Origin of the sequence: Erwinia sp. SLM-02, from assembly GCF_037450285.1 — a bacterium.
Classification (GTDB): Bacteria; Pseudomonadota; Gammaproteobacteria; order Enterobacterales; family Enterobacteriaceae; genus Erwinia.
This window is the reverse complement of record NZ_JAQISN010000008.1, coordinates 1-22,377: the sequence shown is the minus strand read 5'-3', so window position 1 is coordinate 22,377 and position 22,377 is coordinate 1. Positions and strand designations below refer to the sequence as shown.

17 protein-coding genes, 1 pseudogene and 1 riboswitch are annotated in these 22,377 nt (G+C 53.0%); of the genes and pseudogenes, 4 read left to right on the top strand and 14 right to left on the bottom strand.

The window, feature by feature from the left end; translation table 11 throughout:
• Position 1: 1 nt before the first annotated feature.
• The 3 genes from hemE to nudC all read right to left on the bottom strand — a co-directional run bounded on the left by hemE (position 2) and on the right by nudC (position 3,093).
• Positions 2-1,069 carry a uroporphyrinogen decarboxylase gene (gene hemE, locus PGH32_RS24175; RefSeq protein ID WP_314427695.1) on the bottom strand — a complete coding sequence of 356 codons (1,068 nt, stop codon included), beginning with the start codon at positions 1,067-1,069 and terminating at the stop codon, positions 2-4.
• 163 nt (positions 1,070-1,232) lie between these two features.
• Positions 1,233-1,955: a bactofilin family protein gene (locus PGH32_RS24170; RefSeq protein WP_314427692.1), complete on the bottom strand. Its 723-nt coding sequence runs from the start codon at positions 1,953-1,955 to the stop codon at positions 1,233-1,235.
• Positions 1,956-2,319: 364 nt separating this feature from the next.
• Positions 2,320-3,093, bottom strand: a complete 774-nt coding sequence (gene nudC, locus PGH32_RS24165) for an NAD(+) diphosphatase (protein WP_337895387.1) — start codon at positions 3,091-3,093, stop codon at positions 2,320-2,322.
• A gap of 73 nt (positions 3,094-3,166) precedes the next feature.
• Between nudC and rsd the strand changes: the two genes are divergently transcribed.
• The 3 genes from rsd to thiE all read left to right on the top strand — a co-directional run bounded on the left by rsd (position 3,167) and on the right by thiE (position 6,590).
• Entirely contained in the window at positions 3,167-3,673 is a 507-nt protein-coding gene (rsd, locus tag PGH32_RS24160; RefSeq protein WP_314427686.1) for a sigma D regulator, read from the top strand.
• Positions 3,674-3,809: 136 nt separating this feature from the next.
• Positions 3,810-3,910, top strand: a riboswitch (TPP riboswitch).
• A gap of 89 nt (positions 3,911-3,999) precedes the next feature.
• Complete coding sequence (thiC, locus tag PGH32_RS24155) at positions 4,000-5,949, top strand: phosphomethylpyrimidine synthase ThiC (protein WP_314427683.1); 1,950 nt, start codon at positions 4,000-4,002, stop codon at positions 5,947-5,949.
• Positions 5,946-6,590 (top strand): thiamine phosphate synthase, encoded by a 645-nt coding sequence (gene thiE, locus PGH32_RS24150; protein WP_314427680.1) that lies wholly within the window; start codon positions 5,946-5,948, stop codon positions 6,588-6,590. Before thiC ends, thiE begins: the two co-directional genes overlap by 4 nt.
• A gap of 128 nt (positions 6,591-6,718) precedes the next feature.
• Here thiE and PGH32_RS24145 read toward each other — a convergent pair whose 3' ends face one another.
• Positions 6,719-8,209 (bottom strand): aminotransferase-like domain-containing protein, encoded by a 1,491-nt coding sequence (locus PGH32_RS24145; protein ID WP_337895386.1) that lies wholly within the window; start codon positions 8,207-8,209, stop codon positions 6,719-6,721.
• A gap of 174 nt (positions 8,210-8,383) precedes the next feature.
• On the opposite strand from PGH32_RS24145, the gene PGH32_RS24140 reads away from it, so the two are divergent.
• Positions 8,384-8,578, top strand: coding sequence for a DUF1127 domain-containing protein (locus PGH32_RS24140; RefSeq protein ID WP_443112829.1), 195 nt, complete (start codon positions 8,384-8,386; stop codon positions 8,576-8,578).
• A gap of 110 nt (positions 8,579-8,688) precedes the next feature.
• On the opposite strand, the gene PGH32_RS24135 is transcribed toward PGH32_RS24140, so the two are convergent.
• From PGH32_RS24135 to tuf, 10 genes and pseudogenes are all read right to left on the bottom strand, one after another.
• Complete coding sequence (locus PGH32_RS24135) at positions 8,689-9,753, bottom strand: DUF1176 domain-containing protein (protein ID WP_337895385.1); 1,065 nt, start codon at positions 9,751-9,753, stop codon at positions 8,689-8,691.
• A gap of 82 nt (positions 9,754-9,835) precedes the next feature.
• Positions 9,836-14,056 (bottom strand): DNA-directed RNA polymerase subunit beta', encoded by a 4,221-nt coding sequence (gene rpoC, locus PGH32_RS24130; protein ID WP_314427671.1) that lies wholly within the window; start codon positions 14,054-14,056, stop codon positions 9,836-9,838.
• Positions 14,057-14,150: 94 nt separating this feature from the next.
• Positions 14,151-18,179, bottom strand: a complete 4,029-nt coding sequence (gene rpoB, locus PGH32_RS24125) for a DNA-directed RNA polymerase subunit beta (RefSeq protein WP_314427667.1) — start codon at positions 18,177-18,179, stop codon at positions 14,151-14,153.
• Between the two features lie 334 nt (positions 18,180-18,513).
• Entirely contained in the window at positions 18,514-18,879 is a 366-nt protein-coding gene (gene rplL, locus PGH32_RS24120) for a 50S ribosomal protein L7/L12 (protein ID WP_105595694.1), read from the bottom strand.
• A 64-nt stretch (positions 18,880-18,943) separates the two neighbouring features.
• Positions 18,944-19,441 (bottom strand): 50S ribosomal protein L10, encoded by a 498-nt coding sequence (gene rplJ / locus PGH32_RS24115; RefSeq protein ID WP_105595695.1) that lies wholly within the window; start codon positions 19,439-19,441, stop codon positions 18,944-18,946.
• 297 nt (positions 19,442-19,738) lie between these two features.
• A complete protein-coding gene (rplA, locus tag PGH32_RS24110; protein ID WP_314427664.1) occupies positions 19,739-20,443 on the bottom strand; it encodes a 50S ribosomal protein L1 in 705 nt (234 codons plus the stop codon).
• A 3-nt stretch (positions 20,444-20,446) separates the two neighbouring features.
• The gene (gene rplK, locus PGH32_RS24105; protein ID WP_105595697.1) at positions 20,447-20,875 is read right to left on the bottom strand and encodes a 50S ribosomal protein L11; all 429 of its coding nucleotides are present in this window, start codon (positions 20,873-20,875) and stop codon (positions 20,447-20,449) included.
• Positions 20,876-21,071: 196 nt separating this feature from the next.
• Positions 21,072-21,617, bottom strand: a complete 546-nt coding sequence (nusG, locus tag PGH32_RS24100; RefSeq protein ID WP_052902641.1) for a transcription termination/antitermination protein NusG — start codon at positions 21,615-21,617, stop codon at positions 21,072-21,074.
• A 1-nt stretch (position 21,618) separates the two neighbouring features.
• The gene (secE, locus tag PGH32_RS24095; protein WP_314427658.1) at positions 21,619-22,002 is read right to left on the bottom strand and encodes a preprotein translocase subunit SecE; all 384 of its coding nucleotides are present in this window, start codon (positions 22,000-22,002) and stop codon (positions 21,619-21,621) included.
• Positions 22,003-22,251: 249 nt separating this feature from the next.
• Positions 22,252-22,377, bottom strand: a pseudogene (tuf, locus tag PGH32_RS24090) (elongation factor Tu); the annotation flags it as partial.

Sequence of the window (22,377 nt, the reverse complement as noted above, 5' to 3'; positions counted from 1 at the left end):
TTTACTCCTGGTGATAAGGGCGCGAAAGCTTGTGCACCGCCTCCACAAACGCGCCTGCATGTTCTGGCGGTACGTCCTGATGAATTCCGTGGCCAAGATTGAAGACGTGCCCTGAACCCTGGCCATAGCCTTCAAGGATACCCGCGACTTCCTGCTCAATACGCGCAGGAGATGCGTAAAGCATGGAGGGATCCATATTTCCCTGCAGCGCCACTTTGTCACCCACGCGACGACGGGCATCAGCAATATCGGTCGTCCAGTCGAGACCCAGGGCATCACAGCCAGTGGCGGCCATCTCTTCCAGCCACTGTCCTCCCCCTTTGGTAAACAGCGTCACCGGAACCCGGCGACCGTCGTTCTCATGCAGCAAGCCATCAACGATCTTATGCATGTAATAGAGCGAGAACTCACGATAGTCGCGGCCCGTCAGTACGCCACCCCAGGTGTCGAAGATCATCACCGACTGCGCGCCGGCGCGAATCTGAGCGTTAAGATAAAGAGTCACGCTGTCAGCAAGCTTGTCGAGCATTAGATGTAGCGTCTGCGGCTCGGCATACATCATTTTTTTCAGTTTGGTGAAGGCTTTACTGCTGCCGCCCTCCACCATATAGGTCGCCAGCGTCCACGGACTACCGGAGAAACCGATCAGCGGCACTTCACCGTTTAAGTTTTTGCGGATGGTCCGCACGGCGTTCATGACGTAGCCCAGTTCCTGCTCGGGATCGGGAATCGGTAACTTTTCAACGTCAGCGCGGCAGGTCACCGGGTGCGAAAAGCGCGGACCTTCTCCCGCTTCAAAATAGAGGCCCAGTCCCATCGCATCGGGGATCGTCAGGATGTCGGAGAACAGGATGGCCGCATCCAGCGCATAGCGCCGCAGCGGCTGCAGCGTTACTTCACAGGCCAACTCGGCATTTTTGCACAGCGACATAAAGTCACCGGCTACGGCACGTGTGGCTTTGTATTCCGGCAAATAGCGTCCGGCCTGGCGCATCATCCATACGGGGGTGACATCAACAGGCTGGCGCAGCAGGGCGCGCAAATAACGGTCGTTCTTCAATTCACTCATCGCAGGGCTCTCTACTCCAAACAAGTCGGTAGTGTATCATTTATCCTGATTGACGGTGCCCGGTGGCTCAATAAATTGAAGAGAGGGCACACCCTCCCTGCCCGTACCCATCGCGGCCATAACGACACGGTGGCGCATTCAGCCTGAAACAGCACCTCGCCTCTTATTTCTTCGCCTGTAGCTGATTATTTTTCACGGCACCGCCGTCAACAGGAACCAGCGAAGGCGTACGTTCACCGGACGAGCCGTTTGAAACCTTTCCTTTTTTATCCTTTATTTCAGAGGTTTCTTCAACCCAGTGGGAATTACCAATAAATACGCCGCCTTTCTCAATTGAGAACTCACTAGCATAAACATCGCCTTCTATTCTTCCTCGCGACATTATCACTACAGTTTTAGCGTAGCAGCATCCTTTCAGCAGACCGTTTACGATCAGTTTGAACGAAGTAACTTTGCCAACCACACGACCTTCTTTACCGATCTGCGTGATTTTTTTACTGGTTATATCCCCTTCCACTTCGCCACTGATAGTAATGTTATTTTCATTAGTTATTTCACCCCGCAGCATTGTTCCCGGTGAAATAGTTGTTTCCTTTATATTGTTACTTTCAGCAAAGGGATCAATGTTAATATTTTCACACGCTGCACTGGCCGGCGAAGCCAACTTTTCCGATGCCTGAACTTCTTCTTTCTTACTGAAATTAAACATATTTATAACCACTCTGTGAACGCGTAGATATGACGACAGACGAAACAGGATGAGGCATCCCATACCGCTAAGGAAAATTAGCATTGATAGCCTGTGCGACAGCAAAAAAGCAATAATACTGCCGATCCAGAGAACCCAGATCCCCCAAAGATAATATTGTGTTTTAGTTTCAAACATACCGACGTCCAACCTACATATGGATCACCCTGATGGATTTTTACCCGCCGAACAGTCAACGCCTGCACAGGAATAAGTCACGTTGCGTTCAAAGGATTTAATAATATATATCAGGAAATGGCACTTTAAGCTTAAAAAAAGCCATCTCTGGTGTCATGAATTAAAAGCGACAGGCGGAGGTAATTGAAAACTATTCCATGTTGCGTGCTTAAAATCTTCCACGATGTGAATCATATTAGAATTTAACGGGGAGATAAACCTAAAGGTCATTATATCTGTACTGAATTAAACACCCTGGCCTCACACAGCAGCGGGCCAGGGTAAACACGAAACCAGACTATTGATCGCCAATCATCCGCAAACTTTATTCTGACTCTGCACGGCACAGCGCGACGGTATCTTCAATTAAACGCCGGGCAATAGTGCCTGCAGGCGGCAGCAGCGGTAAGGCATCGTAGCGATACCAGCCCGCATCCAGCAGCTCTTTGGGGTCGATGTTAATTTCCCCCGAATCATAGTCGGCCATAAAGGCCATCATCAGCGACTGCGGGAACGGCCACGGCTGTGAGGAAACGTAACGCAGGTTTTTCACCTTAATAGACGCTTCTTCCATGACTTCACGCGCAACGGTCTGCTCAAGGGTTTCACCGACTTCAGCAAAACCAGCCAGCACGGTATAGATACCGTTACGGTGGCGGGTGTGCTGCGCCAGCAAAATCTCATCCCCGCGGCGGATGGCGACAATGATACAGGGAGCGATTTGCGGATAGTAGCGCTGGCGGCAGTGGCTGCACAGGCATGCCCATTCGGTTTTACTGTGATGCATCTCATGCCCACAGTAACCACACCAGCGATGTGAGCGGTAAAACTCCGCCAGCTGGATACCCCGACCGACCAGCTGAAACAACCCGGTTTCCTGACCAAGCAGCTGGCGCAGCGATCCGATTTCCTGTGCCCGGCTTTGACAGATCAACCAGACCGTTTCCCCCTGCCATTCACCGATGGGCGATCCTTTTGATCCCGTCAGTCCGAGCGATTCGGCAGATCCTCGCGGAATTTCGCCTTTTGGTAACCAAATTTTATGTTCGTGGCTGACAACCCACCAGCCAGTGTCTACGCTTGATATTTGACGTTCCATAACTTGCTTATCATCCTCAGCTCAAAGACTGGTTTGAGGTCAGGCATTAAAAATAATACTCACGGAGATGAACATGCTTAACCAGTTAGAAAATCTGGCCGCACGCGTTGGCGGCTGCAGTGAACTGGTCGATTTCTGTTTGCTCTCCCGCAAGCAGCTGCTGATTGCCTATTACCAAATGGCCGGTTTAAAGCCTAACAAGGAATCGCAGGCGGCGCTCGATGAAAATGCGCTGGATAATTTCTGTCAGAGCCTGGTGGATTATCTCTCAACCGGTCACTTCACCGCCTATGAACGTTTTATCAAAGAGCTTGAAGGCACCCAACAGCTGGCGCAGGCGGCGTTGATTTATCCCTCTTTACGCGCCAATACCGACCACATTATGCATATTTACGATACGTATCTGGAAAAGGCTATTGAAACGGATAACTCCGTCGATTTCCAGAGAACGCTTTCGCTGGTTGGCGAGGTACTGGCTGAACGCTTTGTGCTGGAAGATAAATTCATCAAGCTGGCTTTAGAAAAAGTGGCTGAAAATCAGAGGACTGAAGATGAGGCGCCCCTTGCCCCTTCCGCCTGATGCGTTATCAGATTGTGAATTGCTTGTAGTTTCCAAATAGCCCCTTTATGCTGAAGGGGCTATTTAGTTTGAGCAAAAAACATTTTGCTTTGACTGAAAACTGATTTTCTGGCGTTCAGGCCAGAATATCGGGCAGCATTTCTTGTCGGAGTGCCCCACGGGGCTGAGACCGTTAATTCGGGATCCGCGGAACCTGTTCAGGTTAACACCTGCGAAGGGAACAAGAGTAAAATCGTCTGTGATGATGCGAAATAAAATGTTTCACATCGTTCAAATTACTCCCGCCTCCAGGCAAGCAACTTTCCCTAATAATTCAGGAATTTGCTATGTCTACCGTTGAAAAACTTCTCGTTGAGAAAAAAACAAACCGCCGCGAACAGCGCGCTGAAGCTCAGCAGTTTATTGATTCCCTGCAGGGTACGGCATTCCCCAATTCAAAACGTATTTATCTGACCGGATCCCGGGACGATATCCGCGTTCCGATGCGTGAAATTCAGCTCAGTCCCACCGTCGTTGGGGGCAGTAAAGATGACCCAACGCTGGAAGAGAATGAACCGGTCCCGGTGTATGACACGGCTGGCCCCTACGGCGATCCGGCCGCCACTATCGACGTGCATCGCGGCATTGAAAAACTGCGCAGCGCCTGGATTAATCAGCGCGCCGATACGGAAGAAATGACCGAACTCAGCTCGGTCTATACCCAGCAGCGACTGGCCGATGAAGGACTGGATCATCTGCGCTTCGACAATCTCCCGCGCCCGCGCCGCGCACTGGCTGGCCGCTGTGTCACCCAGATGCATTACGCACGCCTTGGCGTGATCACCCCGGAAATGGAATATATCGCCATCCGCGAGAATATGGGCCGCGAACGCATCCGGGGTGAAATCCTGCTGCAACAGCATCCGGGCAACGGTTTTGGTGCCAGCCTGCCGGAAAATATCAGCGCGGAGTTTGTGCGCCAGGAAGTCGCCGCCGGGCGGGCGATCATTCCGGCTAATATTAACCATCCGGAATCCGAACCGATGATCATTGGGCGTAACTTCCTGGTGAAAATCAACGCCAATATCGGCAACTCCGCTGTCAGTTCTTCGATTGAGGAGGAGGTTGAAAAGCTGGTGTGGTCAGCACGCTGGGGCGCGGATACGGTGATGGATCTTTCCACCGGTCGCTATATCCATGAAACACGCGAATGGATCCTGCGCAACAGCCCGGTCCCGATCGGCACCGTACCGATCTACCAGGCGCTGGAGAAGGTCAACGGGGTGGCGGAAGATCTTAACTGGGAAATTTTCCGCGATACGCTACTGGAGCAGGCCGAACAGGGCGTTGACTATTTCACCATTCACGCCGGTGTGCTGTTGCGGTACGTGCCAATGACGGCAAAACGATTGACCGGGATTGTTTCACGTGGGGGATCGATCATGGCCAAATGGTGCCTGTCGCACCATAAAGAGAGCTTCCTCTACCTGCATTTCCGGGAAATCTGTGAAATTTGCGCCGCCTATGACGTATCCCTCTCACTGGGTGACGGCCTGCGCCCGGGATCGATTCAGGATGCCAATGACGAAGCACAGTTTTCCGAGCTGCATACGCTGGGAGAACTGACCAAAATTGCCTGGGAGTACGATGTGCAGGTGATGATTGAGGGGCCGGGCCACGTACCAATGCAGATGATCCGCCGTAATATGACCGAGCAGCTGGAGCACTGCCATGAAGCACCGTTTTATACGCTCGGCCCGCTGACCACCGATATCGCGCCAGGCTACGACCACTTTACGTCGGGAATTGGGGCCGCAATGATCGGCTGGTTTGGCTGCGCGATGCTGTGCTATGTAACGCCGAAAGAGCACCTTGGCTTACCCAACAAAGAAGATGTTAAACAGGGTCTGATTACCTATAAAATTGCTGCGCACGCTGCCGATCTCGCCAAAGGCCATCCGGGTGCGCAGATCCGTGATAATGCGATGTCGAAGGCGCGCTTCGAGTTTCGCTGGGAAGATCAGTTCAACCTTGCCCTCGATCCGCATACAGCCCGCGCCTATCATGATGAAACCCTGCCGCAGGAATCCGGTAAGGTGGCGCACTTCTGCTCAATGTGCGGCCCAAAGTTCTGTTCGATGAAGATCACCCAGGAAGTACGCGAATACGCCGCGCGCCAGCAAGCTCAGGCCGTGCCGATTGAGATCGGTATGGCGCAGATGTCTGATGAATTCCGCACTCGCGGCGGTGAACTGTATCACCGTGCCGATGCGCTTAAAACCGAGGAAAATGTATGAGTCGTGGTCCTTTTCCCGCAACCGATGCCCGGCTTGGGCTTTATCCGGTGGTGGAAACCGTAGAATGGATTGCCCGCCTGCTGGATTTTGGTGTGCGCACTATTCAGCTACGCATTAAAGATCGTCAGGATGAGGAAGTAGAGCAGCAGATCGCGGAGGCGATTGCCCTCGGTAAACGTTACCAGGCGAGGCTGTTTATTAACGACTACTGGCGTCTGGCGATCAAACATCAGGCCTATGGCGTTCACCTGGGGCAGGAAGATCTGGATATCGCCGACCTTGATGCGATTCACGCTGCCGGGCTGCGGCTGGGACTGTCTACTCACGATGATGCCGAGCTGGATCGCGCACTGGCCGTTCAGCCTTCGTACATCGCACTGGGCCATGTCTTCCCTACGCAGACCAAAGATATGCCATCTGCGCCGCAGGGGCTGGTCGAACTGACCCGTCACATTCAGCGTTTGCAGGGTGTCTCAACCGTGGCGATTGGGGGTATCAGCATCGATCGCGTCCCGGCAGTGCTGGCAACCGGCGTCGGCAGCGTGGCGGTGGTCAGTGCTATCACCAAAGCGGACGACTGGCAGGCGGCAACCCGCCGGCTGCTGGATCTGATTGAATCTCCGCAAGGCGCTGCACAATAAAATGTAAGGTGTCGCAACGGCGATAAGCAGTCATGAAGCCACGCCGCAGGCCCAGTCTCTGCGGCTTTCCCCCCCGGCGGATGCTGCTATATTCACTGCGCAGGCGGCAGTTCCGCCGTCAGCCAGGGTCAGCGCTGTTCCTTCTCGCTGGCCCTGCCTTCTTCCTGAACGTCTTCGACCATCGTCCGTTCACATACCGGCGAACAGTATTGCATCGCCCTCTCGACGGCAGCACCCAGGATAGCCAGTGCCCGTTCGGTTTTGTCCGTGCAGGTCTGGGCATAGCTCAGCCGCAGACAGTTGCGGTACTTGCCCGAGGCGGAAAACAGCGAACCGACGGCAATCTGGATTTTGGACTCACGCAGTTCAGCATTGAGCCGGTGTGAATCAAACGCTTCCGGTAGTTCAACCCAGATCAGAAAGCCCCCCTGAGGACGAGTGACGCAAATACCGCAGGGAAAATGCTGGCGTACCAGGCGGGTGAAAATCTCCTGATTTCGCTGATAGGTGATACGCATACGCCGCAGGTGTGGCTGGTAGTAACCCTGGCGAATAAAGCTGGCAACCGCCATCTGCGTCAGCGTTGTTGTCGACCCGGTGACGATGTACTTCATATGCAGCACGCGGTCGAAATAGCGTCCCGGTACCACCCAGCCCACCCGCAGTCCCGGAGCCAGAATTTTTGAGAATGAACTACAGAGCAAAACGCGGCCATCGGTATCCAGCGACTTGATGGTAATCGGCCGCGGATAGTCAAAAGCCAGCTCGCCGTACACATCATCCTCAATAATTGCCGCATCAAAACGCTGTGCCAGCGTCAGCAGGGCGCGCTTGCGGTGCTCCGGCATAATAAATCCCAGCGGGTTATTACAGTTTGGCACCACCACCACGGCTTTGATTGGCCATTGCTCAAAGGCCAGCTCCAGCGCTTCAAGACTGATGCCGCTGCAGGAATCGGTGGGGATCTCTATCGCCCGAATGCCAAATCCGCGCAGGGTTTGCATGATGCCGTGAAACGTTGGCGACTCAACGGCGATGATATCGCCAGGCTGGCAAACCGCGCGTATCGATATCGACAAAGCCTCATGGCAGCCGGTAGTGATGACGATGTCATCCGCCTCCAGCTGGCAGCCGCTGTCGATCATCAGGCGCGCAATCTGTTCACGCAGTTCCGGGATCCCATACAGCGTGTCATAGCCCAGCAGCCGTTCATCCTGCTGCTGAGCAACCCGGCTAATGGATTTCCATAACGGTTTCAGCGTGGGCTGCCCGACGTCCGGCATCCCGCTGCCCAGCTGGAGCATTTGCTCATCGGATCGCGCTTCGAGCAGGTGGAGCACGGCATCCCACTGGGTGATCTCAACCGGTCGCTGGACCGGTCGGGTGATCGCCGGGACCGGTGGAGCGGCCTTGCGCGGCGTGACAAAGTATCCCGATCGCGACTGCGGGGTGATGAGCTGCCTCTCTTCCAGCAGATAGTAAGCCTGCTGAACCGTACTGATGCTGACGCCGTGCTCACTGCTTAGCAGCCGCACCGACGGCAGCCGCTCTCCCGCCTGGTAAAGACCCTGCTCTATGCGCTGCGCCAGCAGATCGGCCAGATATTGGTAACGCGTCATCGTATCCCCCTCATCGCTATCCCGGAACAAAAACCAGTACAGATTAGCGTCTTTATGACCATTCAGTCAGCGTATCACGGCATCTGTATGTCAATAAAACAGTATTTCTGCATCTGTATCATTTATGCCTCCTGCGACAGAATACTGTTCATACACCGCGGCACTGAGGGGAAAATGATGGAGTTTCAAGAAAACAGAGCAGCTAAACCATTCAGTTGGGGTTTGATCAAAGCGATCTTTATCGTTCCTTACCGCCACTGGCAGCAGCAGCGTATGCGGGCATGCACCCGAAAAATTCTCTCCCGGCTGAGCGATGCGCAGCTGAAGGACATCGGGCTGACCTGCCATGATGTCCGGCACTATAAGTGATGTGGCTTGGGCGGATCGCGCGCCCGGGGCAGCGGAGATGTCCTGTCTCCGTTGCTCTTTTTTTATTACCAGCGGGCTGCCCGACGGTGGCTCGCTTATTTCGTCGTAAATTATTGCCCGGATCCTGCCGTCACCCAGACAGAGGGCCAGTCACCGGGCTCTCCGCCGTTGCAGGAGGGCTGGCTGTTATAGCTGGCCAGATGAAATGTTTTCCCGTCATATTTCCAACTGCCGCTATGACCGCAGTCAGCAATACCGCGCCCGCGCCCTGAGAAGAACAACGTCGCCGTTTTCGGGTCATACTCGGCTTCGGTAAACCAGCTAAGCATTTCCGGCTGGCCATTTTCACCCGGCAAAGGCAGTGGCAACGTTAGCGACGCCGATCGGGTGGGATCGGTACGATCGCTGATAAACAACATACTGGAGGACTGATACGCGCCAAGTCCGCAGTTAAGGAGCACAAGCGCCTGTTTATCATTCAGCGGCTGCGCTTCGCTGCGGCCGCGGTTCTCCGCATTCGGCTCGCAGCTTTCTTTTTCTAACAGTGCCGAATTCGTTTTTATTGCTCCATCGATTAACATCTGTGCATTATCCAACTGCATAACATCTGGTACGCGAAAATCAAACGCCGGCGCCGCAGGTCGTGCTGGCACCATGGCAGGCTCATTGTTACCGACCCGCAGCAGAGCGGTCTGATTTTTCAGTCGACCCTGGCGTTCATCCACCAGCAGCAGCGCCGCATTCAGCCCACTGAGGGAAGCAGCATCCCCCTGCGGTGACAGTGACAGCGCCAGTGCGTTTTTACTGGCCTGAATCCACTGCTGGATCGTGGCCAGGCGGGTGGAGGAAGCCACATTGAAATCATCGTCTGACGCTTTCGAGAAGGTGATATCGGTCGGCCATTGTTTGCCATCCAGCCAGATCCCTTCGGGACTGTCATTACCGAACGCCTGGAATTTCAGCTCAACGCTGCCGTCAGCGCCGGCTTTACGCTCAAGAATAATACGCAGCCCCTCATCCAGATTGCGAATGTCGCAGTCGTTGAGGTTGTTGCAGGTCACCTGCCAGTTCCTGAAGACTTTTTGCAGCGGTGCATCAGGTGTTGCAGCGGCCTGCGTAGCCGATGACACGGCCGGCATCAGAACAGCGGCGATCAAAAGTGTTCTTCTAAACATCGTCATATCCCTGTCGACTTTTTATGGGCGAAAAAAAACCTCGCCGAAGCGAGGTCTTTACTATGCCATAAGCAGCTGACGATTAATCGTCGTTACCGCCCAGGCCGGCGTTCAGCAATTCTGCCAGGCTGGCAGACGCTTCATCAGCCGTGACGACTGGCACAACTGGTGCCTCGCCCGCAGCTTTACGACGCATACGATCCTGATGATAAGCGTAACCGGTACCGGCTGGGATCAGACGGCCAACGATAACGTTCTCTTTCAGGCCGCGCAGTTCGTCGCGTTTGCCCGCAACGGCTGCTTCGGTCAGTACGCGCGTGGTTTCCTGGAACGATGCCGCAGAGATAAACGACTCGGTTGCCAGGGAAGCTTTGGTAATACCCAGCAGGTCTCGTGCAAACGTTGCAGAGATTTTGCCGTTAGCTTCCAGCTCGCGGTTAGCGATTTTAACGCGTGAGAATTCAACCTGCTCACCGTCGAGGAAGTCAGTGCTTCCTGCGCTGGCAATGGTCGCTTTACGCAGCATCTGACGAACGATAACTTCAATGTGCTTATCGTTAATCTTAACGCCCTGCAGGCGGTAAACTTCCTGCACTTCGTTAGTGATGTAGCGGGTCACCGCATGCACGCCGCGCAGACGCAGGATGTCATGTGGAGACTCTGGACCATCGGAAACAACGTCACCGCGCTCTACGCGTTCACCTTCGAACACGTTCAGCTGACGCCATTTCGGAATCATCTCTTCGTAATGATCGCTACCGTCGATTGGCGTGATTACCAGACGACGTTTGCCTTTGGTTTCTTTACCGAAGGAGATGATGCCGCTGATCTCAGCCAGGATTGCCGGCTCTTTCGGACGACGGGCTTCGAACAGGTCAGCAACGCGTGGCAGACCACCGGTGATGTCCTTGGTACCGCCAGATTCCTGCGGAACACGCGCCAGGGTGTCACCAGAACTGATCTTGATGCCATCTTCCAGCTGAACAATCGCTTTACCCGGCAGGAAGTACTGAGCTGGCATATCAGAGCCAGGGATCATCACGTCGTTACCGTTAGCATCAACGATTTTCAGTGCCGGACGCAGATCTTTAGCACCGGCAGTACGCTCAGCACTGTCCAGGATAACCAGCGAGGACAGACCGGTCAGGTCATCCGTCTGGCGGGTAATGGTCTGGCCATCGATCATGTCAGTAAAGCGAATGAAACCGCTCACTTCGGTGATAACCGGCATGGTGTGCGGATCCCAGTTTGCTACGGTTTCGCCCGCTGCAACCTGCTCGCCATCACCTTTCGCCATGGTAGAACCGTAAGGAACTTTATAGCTCTCTTTCGTACGACCGAATTCATCGATCATCTTCAGCTCGGTATTACGTGAAGTAATCACCAGCTTGCCAGCGGAGTTGGTTACCGACTTAGCGTTAGAGAGTTTAATGGTACCTTTGTTCTTAACCTGGATGCTGGATTCAGCAGCCGCACGCGATGCCGCACCACCGATGTGGAAGGTACGCATCGTCAGCTGTGTACCCGGCTCACCGATTGACTGTGCAGCGATAACACCGATCGCTTCACCTTTGTTGATGATGTGGCCACGCGCCAGGTCACGACCGTAGCAGTGGGCACATACGCCGAAGTCGGTTTCGCAGCTTACTACGGAACGTACTTTCAGGCTGTCAACAGAGTGTTCTTCCAACAGGTCACACTGTGCTTCATGCAGCAGCGTATTACGCGGCAGCAGGATATCAGCAGTGCCCGGCTTGATAACGTCTTCCGCGGTCACACGACCCAGTACACGCTCACGCAGTGGCTCTTTAACATCACCACCCTCGATAACCGGGGTCATCATGATACCTTCGTGGGTACCACAGTCATCTTCGGTAACAACCAGATCCTGTGCCACGTCAACCAGACGACGAGTCAGGTAACCGGAGTTCGCCGTTTTCAGTGCGGTATCCGCCAGACCTTTACGAGCACCGTGGGTAGAGATGAAGTACTGGAGTACGTTCAGACCTTCACGGAAGTTCGCGGTGATTGGCGTTTCGATGATTGAGCCATCTGGCTTAGCCATCAGACCACGCATACCGGCCAGCTGACGAATCTGTGCAGCAGAACCACGCGCACCGGAGTCGGCCATCATAAAGATGCTGTTGAAGGAAACCTGACGCTCTTCCACGCCATCGCGGTTAATCACGAGTTCGGTAGACAGGTTTTCCATCATCGCTTTAGCAACGCGTTCGTTGGCCGCAGCCCAGATATCGATCACTTTGTTATAGCGTTCGCCAGCGGTAACCAGACCAGACTGGAACTGCTGCTGGATCTCAGCCACTTCCGCTTCCGCTTCGGTGATGATTTCCACTTTCTTCTCTGGGATCACCATGTCGTCGATACCAACAGACGCACCTGAACGTGCCGCATAGGCAAAGCCGGTGTACATGGTCTGGTCAGCAAAGATAACGGTCGGCTTCAGGCCCAGGATGCGGTAACAGGTGTTCAGCATCTTAGAGATAGCTTTCTTACCCAGCGCCTGGTTGACGATGGAGTAAGGCAGACCTTTTGGTACGATCATCCACAGGATGGCACGACCAATGGTGGTGTCGATGATGCTGGTTTTAGAAACCCACTCATCCTGCTCGTTTTTCTCGTGCTCGGTGATACGCACCTTAACGCGAGCGTGCAGCGAAGCGAGGCCGGCGCGGTAAACGCGTTCAGCTTCTTTCGGACCGGTCAGAACCATGCCTTCGCCTTTGGCGTTAACACAGTCACGGGTCATGTAGTACAGACCCAGTACAACGTCCTGAGAAGGAACGATGATTGGCTCACCGTTCGCTGGAGACAGGATGTTGTTGGTAGACATCATCAACGCACGCGCTTCCAGCTGGGCTTCCAGCGTCAGCGGTACGTGAACAGCCATCTGGTCACCATCGAAGTCGGCGTTGTATGCCGCACAAACCAGCGGGTGAAGCTGAATCGCTTTACCTTCGATCAGTACTGGCTCAAACGCCTGGATGCCCAGACGGTGCAGTGTTGGTGCACGGTTCAGCAGGACCGGGTGTTCGCGGATAACTTCGTCCAGGATATCCCAAACGACAGCTTCTTCACGCTCAACCATTTTCTTAGCGGCTTTAATGGTGGTAGCAAGACCACGCAGTTCCAGCTTGCCGTAGATGAACGGTTTGAACAGCTCCAGTGCCATTTTCTTCGGCAGACCACACTGGTGCAGGCGCAGGTATGGACCTACGGTAATAACCGAACGGCCTGAATAGTCTACGCGTTTACCCAGCAGGTTCTGACGGAAACGACCCTGCTTACCTTTGATCATATCGGCCAAAGATTTCAGAGGACGTTTGTTAGAACCGGTGATCGCACGACCGCGACGGCCGTTGTCCAGCAGCGCATCGACCGCTTCCTGCAGCATACGTTTTTCGTTACGTACGATGATATCTGGCGCAGCCAGATCCAGCAGGCGTTTCAGACGGTTGTTACGGTTGATCACGCGACGATACAGATCGTTCAGATCTGAAGTCGCGAAACGGCCGCCGTCCAGCGGTACCAGCGGACGCAGATCCGGTGGCAGTACAGGCAGCACGGTCAGGATCATCCACTCTGGCTTGTTACCAGACTGTACGAACGCTTCCAGCAGCTTGATACGCTTGGTCAGTTTTTTACGCTTGGTTTCGGAGTTAGTTTCGTTCAGCTCTTCACGCAGCTGCTCGCACTCCTGCTCCAGGTCCATGTTTTTCAACAGTGCCTGGATCGCTTCCGCACCCATTTTCGCGTCGAATTCATCACCAAACTCTTCCAGCGCGTCAAGATACTGCTCTTCAGTCAGGATCTGGCGCTTTTCGAGGTTGGTCATGCCGCCTTCAACAACCACGTAAGATTCGAAGTACAGAACACGTTCGATATCACGCAGTGGCATATCCAGCAGTAAACCGATGCGGGATGGCAGCGATTTCAGGAACCAGATGTGCGCAGTTGGAGAAGCCAGCTCAATGTGGCCCATACGCTCACGGCGGACTTTGGTCTGTGTAACTTCAACGCCACACTTCTCACAGATCACACCACGGTGTTTCAGGCGCTTGTACTTACCGCACAGGCACTCGTAGTCTTTTACCGGCCCGAAAATACGCGCACAGAAAAGCCCGTCACGTTCTGGTTTGAACGTACGATAGTTGATGGTTTCCGGCTTTTTAACTTCGCCGAAAGACCAGGAACGGATCATGTCTGGCGAGGCCAGAGCAATCTTGATCGCATCAAACTCTTCGGTCTTAGTTTGCGCTTTCAGAAACTTAAGTAAGTCTTTCACGGATTAGCTCCCGTCGGAGTGAGACTTCTCAGGGATGCCCTGCCGCAGCAGGGCACCCTGTAACCAGTACAGCAGATGCGAATAACCTCAGGGGTTACTCGTCTTCGAGCTCGATGTTAATACCCAGCGAGCGAATCTCTTTCAACAGTACGTTGAAGGATTCTGGCATGCCCGGTTCCATCTGATGGTTGCCGTCGACGATGTTTTTATACATCTTCGTACGACCATTCACGTCATCAGACTTAACGGTAAGCATTTCCTGCAGGGTATATGCCGCGCCGTATGCTTCCAGCGCCCACACTTCCATCTCACCGAAGCGCTGACCACCGAACTGAGCCTTACCACCCAGCGGCTGCTGAGTAACCAGGCTGTAAGAACCGGTAGAACGTGCATGCATTTTGTCATCAACCAGGTGGTTCAGCTTCAGCATGTACATATAGCCAACGGTAACCTGACGCTCGAACTGTTCACCGGTACGACCATCGAACAGGGTAATCTGACCGGAAGAAGGCAGGCCGCCGAGCTGCAGCAGCTCTTTGATCTCGCTCTCTTTCGCGCCGTCAAACACTGGCGTTGCGATTGGCATACCTTTTTTCAGGTTCTCAGCCAGACGCAGAACTTCGTCGTCGGTGAAGGTGTTCAGGTCAACTTTCTGGCGGATATCCGTACCCAGATCGTATGCACGCTGAATAAACTCACGCAGCTTGGACACTTCTTCCTGCTTCTTAAGCATAGCGTTGATTTTCTCGCCGATGCCCTTCGCAGCCATACCCAGGTGGGTTTCAAGAATCTGACCGATGTTCATACGTGATGGAACGCCCAGCGGGTTCAGTACGATGTCGACCGGCGTACCGTTCTCATCGTATGGCATATCTTCGATCGGGTTGATCTTGGAGATAACACCTTTGTTCCCGTGACGACCTGCCATTTTGTCACCAGGCTGAATCTGACGTTTAACGGCCAGATACACTTTAACGATTTTCAGCACGCCAGGTGCCAGGTCATCGCCCTGAGTGATTTTGCGGCGCTTCGCTTCAAGTTTCTTCTCAAACTCGTGCTTCAGCTCGTCGTACTGCTCGGCCAGCTGTTCCAGCTGGTTTTGTTTCTCTTCGTCGGTCAGGCCGAGTTCAAGCCAGCGCTCGCGTGGCAGCTTGTCCAGTTTGTCCGCTTCCACACCACCGGAAACCAGCAGGTATTGGATACGGCTGAACAGGCCAGCTTCGAGGATCTGCAGTTCTTCAGACAGGTCTTTTTTCGCCTGCTTCAGCTGCATTTCTTCGATTTCCAGCGCACGCTTGTCTTTTTCCACGCCATCGCGGGTGAAGACCTGAACGTCGATAACGGTACCCGACACGCCGTTCGGTACGCGCAGAGAAGAGTCTTTAACGTCAGACGCTTTCTCACCGAAGATAGCGCGCAGCAGTTTCTCTTCTGGCGTCAGCTGGGTCTCACCTTTTGGCGTTACCTTACCAACCAGAATGTCACCACCGGTCACTTCCGCACCGATATACACGATACCGGATTCATCCAGTTTGGAGAGCGCAGCTTCACCCACGTTAGGGATGTCAGCGGTGATCTCTTCTGGCCCCAGCTTGGTGTCACGAGACACACATGCCAGTTCCTGGATGTGGATAGTGGTGAAGCGATCTTCCTGAACCACGCGCTCGGAGACAAGAATGGAGTCTTCGAAGTTGTAGCCGTTCCACGGCATGAACGCGACGCGCATGTTCTGACCCAGTGCCAGTTCGCCCAGATCCGTTGAAGGACCGTCGGCCAGCACATCACCACGTTCAATTGGCTCACCCAGGTTCACGCAAGGCATCTGGTTGATGCAGGTGTTCTGGTTAGAACGGGTGTATTTGGTCAGGTTGTAGATGTCGATACCGGCTTCGCCCGGATACATTTCGTCTTCGTTAACTTTGATAACGATACGAGATGCATCAACGTACTGAACGGTACCACCACGTTTCGCTACGGCAGTTACACCGGAGTCAACTGCTACCGCGCGTTCCATACCGGTACCAACCAGCGGCTTATCAGCACGCAGAGTTGGAACCGCCTGACGTTGCATGTTTGCACCCATCAATGCGCGGTTGGCGTCATCGTGCTCCAGGAACGGGATCAGTGACGCACCGACGGAAACCACCTGCTGGGTGGAAACGTCCATGTAGTCAACCTGATCGCGGCTGAACAGGCTCGATTCGCCTTTGCTACGGCAGGTCACCAGGTCGTCTACGAAGTGACCTTCGTCGTCGAGGTTGGTGTTTGCCTGAGCGATAACGTAGTTACCCTCTTCAATTGCAGAGAGGTAATGAATTTCGTCGGTTACCACACCTTCGCGCACGCGACGGTACGGGGTTTCCAGGAAACCATACTCGTTGGTCTGTGCGTACACGGACAGCGAGTTAATCAGACCGATGTTTGGACCTTCAGGCGTTTCGATTGGACATACGCGACCGTAGTGCGTCGGGTGTACGTCTCGAACTTCAAAGCCTGCGCGCTCACGGGTCAGACCGCCCGGGCCAAGTGCAGAAATACGACGCTTGTGCGTGATCTCAGACAGCGGGTTGTTCTGGTCCATAAACTGGGAAAGCTGGCTGGAACCAAAGAACTCTTTCACTGCCGCAGAGATTGGCTTGGCGTTGATCATATCCTGTGGCATCAGGGTATCCAGATCGCCCAGGGACAGACGCTCTTTCACCGCACGCTCAACGCGGACCAGACCTACGCGGAACTGGTTTTCTGCCATTTCGCCGACGGAACGGATACGACGGTTGCCGAGGTGGTCGATGTCATCCACTTCGCCAATACCGTTACGGATACCGATGAGCTTCTTCATCACCTGAATGATGTCGTCTTTGCTCAGGATACCGGAACCTTCGATCTCGTCACGCATCAGAGAACGGTTGAACTTCATACGGCCAACCGCAGACAGATCGTAGCGGTCTTCAGAGAAGAACAGATTCTCAAACAGGTTTTCGGCCGCTTCACGCGTTGGTGGCTCACCAGGACGCATCATACGGTAGATCTCAACCAGCGCGCTCAGGCGATCGCTGGTTGGGTCAACGCGCAGCGTTTCAGAGATATACGGGCCGTGATCCAGGTCGTTGGTGAACAGGGTTTCAATGCGTTTGTGACCGGACTGGCTCAGTTTAGCCAGCAGATCCAGGGACAGCTCCATGTTCGCCGCAATCAGCAGCTCGCCGGTACCTTCGTCGATGTAATCTTTAGCGACGACTTTACCCGCAATGTATTCAACAGGGACTTCGATATGCGCAACGCTGTCTTTTTCCAGCTGACGAATATGGCGCGCGGTAATACGGCGGCCTTTCTCAACGTAGACAGTACCGTTAGATTCGATATCGAACGAGGCCGTTTCACCGCGCAGACGCTCAGGGATCAGCTCCATCTGCAGCTTGTTGTCGCGAATTTCATAAACCACTTTGTCGAAGAACAGGTCAAGGATCTGCTCAGTGGTATAATTCAGCGCGCGCAGGATGATACTGGCCGGCAGCTTACGACGACGGTCAATACGGACGAACAGGTTGTCTTTCGGGTCAAACTCGAAGTCCAACCATGAACCACGGTAAGGGATGATACGTGCGTTATACAGCACTTTACCCGACGAGTGGGTTTTACCCTTATCGCTGTCGAAGAAGACACCAGGGCTACGATGCAGCTGAGAAACGATAACGCGCTCAGTACCGTTGATAACAAAGGTACCGTTATCGGTCATGAGTGGAATTTCACCCATGTACACTTCTTGTTCTTTGATGTCTTTGACTGTGCCTTCCGGCGCTTCGCGCTCGTAGATCACCAGGCGCAGTTTTACGCGCAGGGGTGCAGAGTACGTGACGCCACGAATCTGACACTCTTTCACATCAAATACAGGTTCGCCTAAACGGTAGCTGACGTACTGCAGCTCAGAGTTACCGCTGTAGCTTTGGATTGGGAATACGGAACGGAATGCTGCTTCCAGACCATACTGACCTTCCGGATCTTGCTCGATAAACTTCTGGAACGAGTCAAGCTGGATAGAAAGGAGATATGGAATGTCCAGAACTTGTGGACGTTTTCCAAAATCCTTACGAATGCGTTTTTTCTCGGTATAGGAGTAAACCATTGGGTTCCTCAGCTCGCTGAAAAGTAGAACCTTTCTGTCCGTCCAGTGGGGACAGTTCATGCAACGCTGTTTTGTGTTGTGCAAAAGGTAGAACACCTTTTGTAATACCTCTTTCTATCACGCTTAAATCATTTCGTTGCTTTTGTCTGGACAGAGGGTCCATGCAGGAAAGCAGTATATTAAGTCGTCGATAGAGAAAGATATTAAGCAAATCAATGGCTAAACAGTGTGAAATACCATTGATGCTTTAGAGCGCAAAAAGGCTGGTGACCAAAAAGTCACCAGCCATCAGCCTGGAACTACTTAAACCCAGGCTGCAACCTGAAAGGTTGGCTTATTTAACTTCAACTTCTGCGCCAGCTTCTTCCAGTGCTTTCTTCAGAGCTTCAGCGTCGTCTTTGCTGATGCCTTCTTTCAGGGCAGCAGGTGCAGACTCAACCAGGTCTTTGGCTTCTTTCAGGCCCAGACCAGTTGCGCCACGTACGGCTTTGATTACAGCAACTTTGTTAGCACCGATAGCTTTCAGTACAACGTCGAACTCAGTTTTTTCTTCAGCAGCTTCTACTGGGCCAGCAGCAACAGCTACAGCTGCAGCAGCAGACACACCGAACTTCTCTTCCATAGCGGCGATCAGTTCAACTACTTCCATTACAGACAGAGCTGCAACAGCTTCAATGATTTGGTCTTTAGTGATTGACATTTGTTGTTCCTAAAATTCAGAAAAAGTTTATACGTTAGCAAGTAAACGTGACAAGAAAGGCTGATTAAGCAGCTTCTTTCTGATCGCGTACAGCGGCCAGAGTGCGAACCAGTTTGCCGGCAGCGGCTTCTTTCATGGTTGCCATCAGGCGTGCAATTGCTTCATCGTAAGTTGGCAGAGTTGCCAGGCGGTCGATCTGAGCCGCACTGATCAGCTCGCCTTCAAAGGCTGCAGCTTTAACCTCAAATTTTGCATTCGCTTTCGCGAACTCTTTGAACAGACGAGCAGCAGCGCCCGGGTGTTCCATAGAGTATGCAATCAAGGTTGGACCGGTTAACGTGTCTTTCAGGCACTCGAACTGAGTACCTTCAACGACGCGGCGCAGCAGGGTGTTACGAACAACACGCATGTATACGCCAGCCGCACGACCTGCTTTACGCAGTTCGGTCATTTTATCTACGGTAACGCCACGAGAATCCGCAACTACCGCAGACAGCGCGCCTTTGGCTACTTCGCTGACTTCAGCAACAATCGCTTGTTTGTCTTGAAGATTTAAGGCCATTAGCTTGTGCTCCTGGATTTGGGCCGGGGATGGATTTCCCCGGAACTCACTTCACTCATTTACCCGAAGGTAGAAGAGCGCTCAAACACGGTGAGCAGAATCCAGTTAAGAAAAATTCTTGTCGGTTCTGTCACCGTCTACGCAGGGTATTAAGTGATATCTTTCGCTATCACTCCTGCGGTCTTGGACGGAGGCCTGGATAAGGCCAGGCTCCAACCTAAAAATCTGTCGGTTCTGTATATTTACAGAACAACGGGCGTAAGATTCTAGATGAAAATTTCGCCCGCGTAAAGCAGATTAGTTAGCAGCAGCGTTCAGGCCAGCCTGATCAACTGCAACGCCTGCGCCCATGGTGGTGGACAGGCTAACTTTCTTGATGAAAACGCCTTTAGCCTGTGAAGGTTTCGCTTTTTTCAGCGCAACCAGCAGGTGTTCCAGGTTTTCTTTCAGTTTATCTGCATCGAAATCAACCTTACCGATAGTGGTATGGATGATGCCGTTTTTGTCGTTACGGTAACGAACCTGACCGGCTTTAGCGTTTTTCACTGCTTCAGCAACGTTAGGAGTTACGGTACCAACTTTCGGGTTTGGCATCAGACCGCGTGGGCCCAGAACCTGACCCAGCTGGCCAACAACGCGCATTGCATCTGGAGATGCGATAACAACGTCGAAGTTCATTTCGCCTTTCTTGATCTGGTCAGCCAGATCTTCCATACCTACCAGCTCAGCGCCGGCTGCTTTAGCAGCTTCAGCGTTTGCGCCCTGGGCAAATACGGCAACGCGAACGGAACGGCCAGTACCGTGTGGCAGTACAGTTGCACCGCGAACGTTCTGGTCAGATTTACGAGCATCGATGCCCAGGTTTACAGCTACGTCAACGCTTTCTACGAACTTGGCAGTAGCCAGTTCTTTCAGCAGAGCAACAGCTTCGTTGATGTCATACTGTTTAGTTGAATCAACTTTGTCACGGATCACGCGCATGCGCTTGGTCAGCTTAGCCATTTCTTAGTCCTCTACTACCAGGCCCATGGAACGAGCAGTACCTTCGATTGAGCGAGTCATCGCTTCAATGTCAGCACCAGTCATGTCCGCAGCTTTGGTTTCTGCGATTTCACGTACCTGAGCACGAGATACTTTACCTACTTTGTCTTTGTTCGGCTTGCCGGAACCAGACTTGATACCAGCCGCTTTCTTCAGCAGTACTGCTGCAGGAGGGGTTTTGGTAACGAAGGTGAAAGAACGGTCAGAATAAACGGTGATCACTACTGGGATCGGCAGACCTTTTTCAAGGGATTCTGTTTTGGCGTTGAACGCTTTACAGAATTCCATGATGTTAACGCCTTGCTGACCCAGAGCCGGACCTACCGGAGGACTCGGGTTTGCCATACCAGCTGAAACTTGCAGCTTAACGTAGGCTTGTACTTTCTTAGCCATGATAATTCCTCTATTGGGTGATAACGCTCCGTTAATGGAGCTCCCCGTGATTAATATTTCACGCGCAGATTAATCGGCGCATAAAAACAAAAGGCGCGAAATTGTAGTGTAATTTCGCGCCTTTCGCAACCACCTCATCGTGGTGATCGTATAAATTTTATGCCGCCTTTTTACAAGGCAGCGCAGGCCGAATCAATCAGCCCTTTTCAACCTGTCCGAAGTCCAGTTCAACCGGAGTAGCACGGCCGAAGATAGAAACAGAAACTTTCAGGCGGCTTTTCTCGTAATCGACTTCTTCTACAACGCCGTTAAAGTCAGCGAATGGACCGTCGCTGACGCGCACCATTTCACCCGGCTCAAACAGCGTTTTAGGACGCGGCTTATCACCAACCTGCTGCAGGCGGTTCATAATCGCATCAACTTCTTTGTCGCTAATCGGCGCAGGACGATCGGACGTACCGCCGATGAAGCCCATTACGCGCGGCACACTGCGCACCAGGTGCCAGCTGGCGTCATTCATCACCATCTGAACCAGTACGTAGCCCGGGAAGAACTTACGCTCGCTTTTGCGACGCTGGCCACCACGGATTTCAACCACTTCTTCGGTTGGAACCATGACATCGCCAAACAGCTCTTCCATGTTGTGTAACTTGATATGCTCACGTAGCGACTGCGCTACGCGGCCTTCAAAACCGGAAAACGCCTGAACGACGTACCAGCGCTTCTTTGGAGCTTCAGACATCTCAGAACCTCAGGCCAGTGATAAACGATACCAGGCGGACCAGAATACCATCCAGTCCCCACAAAATCAGTGACATCACGGCAGTCACCGCGGCAACGATTAAGGTGGTGTGCAACGTTTCCTGACGAGTAGGCCAGATCACTTTACGAACTTCAGTACGCGCTTCACGAGCGAAAGCCAACGTTGCTTTACCCTTAGCGGTCAGCAGGGCAATGCCAGCTGCTGCTGCAATCAGTACAACGACGGCCAATGCACGCAGCGGTAATGTTACTTCACGATAGTAGTAGTTACCCACGATAGCGACAACCAGCAGTAACGCCACGCCTGACCACTTTATCGCTTCCAGGCCGCGCCCGCTGCCTTGAGCTTCGGTATTAGCACTCATAACCAACCTGCCACAATAAATCAGAAACACTTTTGCCCCGGATAACGAGGCAACCGAACCGAATAATACTGTTATACCCGCAGGTAAAGGCGTAACTCGGCATATTATCTATGACGCCGTGCTACAGAGCCTGCCTCAGCAATGATTATGAATCATAATCACAGATGAGTCAGGTTCTATGTTACAGCGTGCAAAAAGGGCATCAAATGATGCCCCTTTCTTGTGCGTTGCGTCAAATGTTATCAGCGATTAAGCGATAACTTTAGCAACAACACCAGCACCAACGGTACGGCCGCCTTCGCGAATTGCGAAACGCAGACCGTCGTCCATTGCGATTGGTTTGATCAGTTCAACAACCAGTTTAATGTTGTCGCC

Coding starts and splice junctions, on each gene's coding strand:
- rplL (WP_105595694.1), bottom strand. CDS start 18,879: ATGTCAATCACTAAAGACCAAATCATTGAAGCTGTTGCAGCTCTGTCT.
- rplK (WP_105595697.1), bottom strand. CDS start 20,875: ATGGCTAAGAAAGTACAAGCCTACGTTAAGCTGCAAGTTTCAGCTGGT.
- rplJ (WP_105595695.1), bottom strand. CDS start 19,441: ATGGCCTTAAATCTTCAAGACAAACAAGCGATTGTTGCTGAAGTCAGC.
- PGH32_RS24135 (WP_337895385.1), bottom strand. CDS start 9,753: ATGTTTAGAAGAACACTTTTGATCGCCGCTGTTCTGATGCCGGCCGTG.
- hemE (WP_314427695.1), bottom strand. CDS start 1,069: ATGAGTGAATTGAAGAACGACCGTTATTTGCGCGCCCTGCTGCGCCAG.
- PGH32_RS24145 (WP_337895386.1), bottom strand. CDS start 8,209: ATGACGCGTTACCAATATCTGGCCGATCTGCTGGCGCAGCGCATAGAG.
- thiE (WP_314427680.1), top strand. CDS start 5,946: ATGAGTCGTGGTCCTTTTCCCGCAACCGATGCCCGGCTTGGGCTTTAT.
- nusG (WP_052902641.1), bottom strand. CDS start 21,617: ATGTCTGAAGCTCCAAAGAAGCGCTGGTACGTCGTTCAGGCGTTTTCC.
- rsd (WP_314427686.1), top strand. CDS start 3,167: ATGCTTAACCAGTTAGAAAATCTGGCCGCACGCGTTGGCGGCTGCAGT.
- PGH32_RS24140 (WP_443112829.1), top strand. CDS start 8,384: ATGATGGAGTTTCAAGAAAACAGAGCAGCTAAACCATTCAGTTGGGGT.
- nudC (WP_337895387.1), bottom strand. CDS start 3,093: ATGGAACGTCAAATATCAAGCGTAGACACTGGCTGGTGGGTTGTCAGC.
- secE (WP_314427658.1), bottom strand. CDS start 22,002: ATGAGTGCTAATACCGAAGCTCAAGGCAGCGGGCGCGGCCTGGAAGCG.
- thiC (WP_314427683.1), top strand. CDS start 4,000: ATGTCTACCGTTGAAAAACTTCTCGTTGAGAAAAAAACAAACCGCCGC.
- PGH32_RS24170 (WP_314427692.1), bottom strand. CDS start 1,955: ATGTTTGAAACTAAAACACAATATTATCTTTGGGGGATCTGGGTTCTC.
- rplA (WP_314427664.1), bottom strand. CDS start 20,443: ATGGCTAAGCTGACCAAGCGCATGCGCGTGATCCGTGACAAAGTTGAT.
- rpoB (WP_314427667.1), bottom strand. CDS start 18,179: ATGGTTTACTCCTATACCGAGAAAAAACGCATTCGTAAGGATTTTGGA.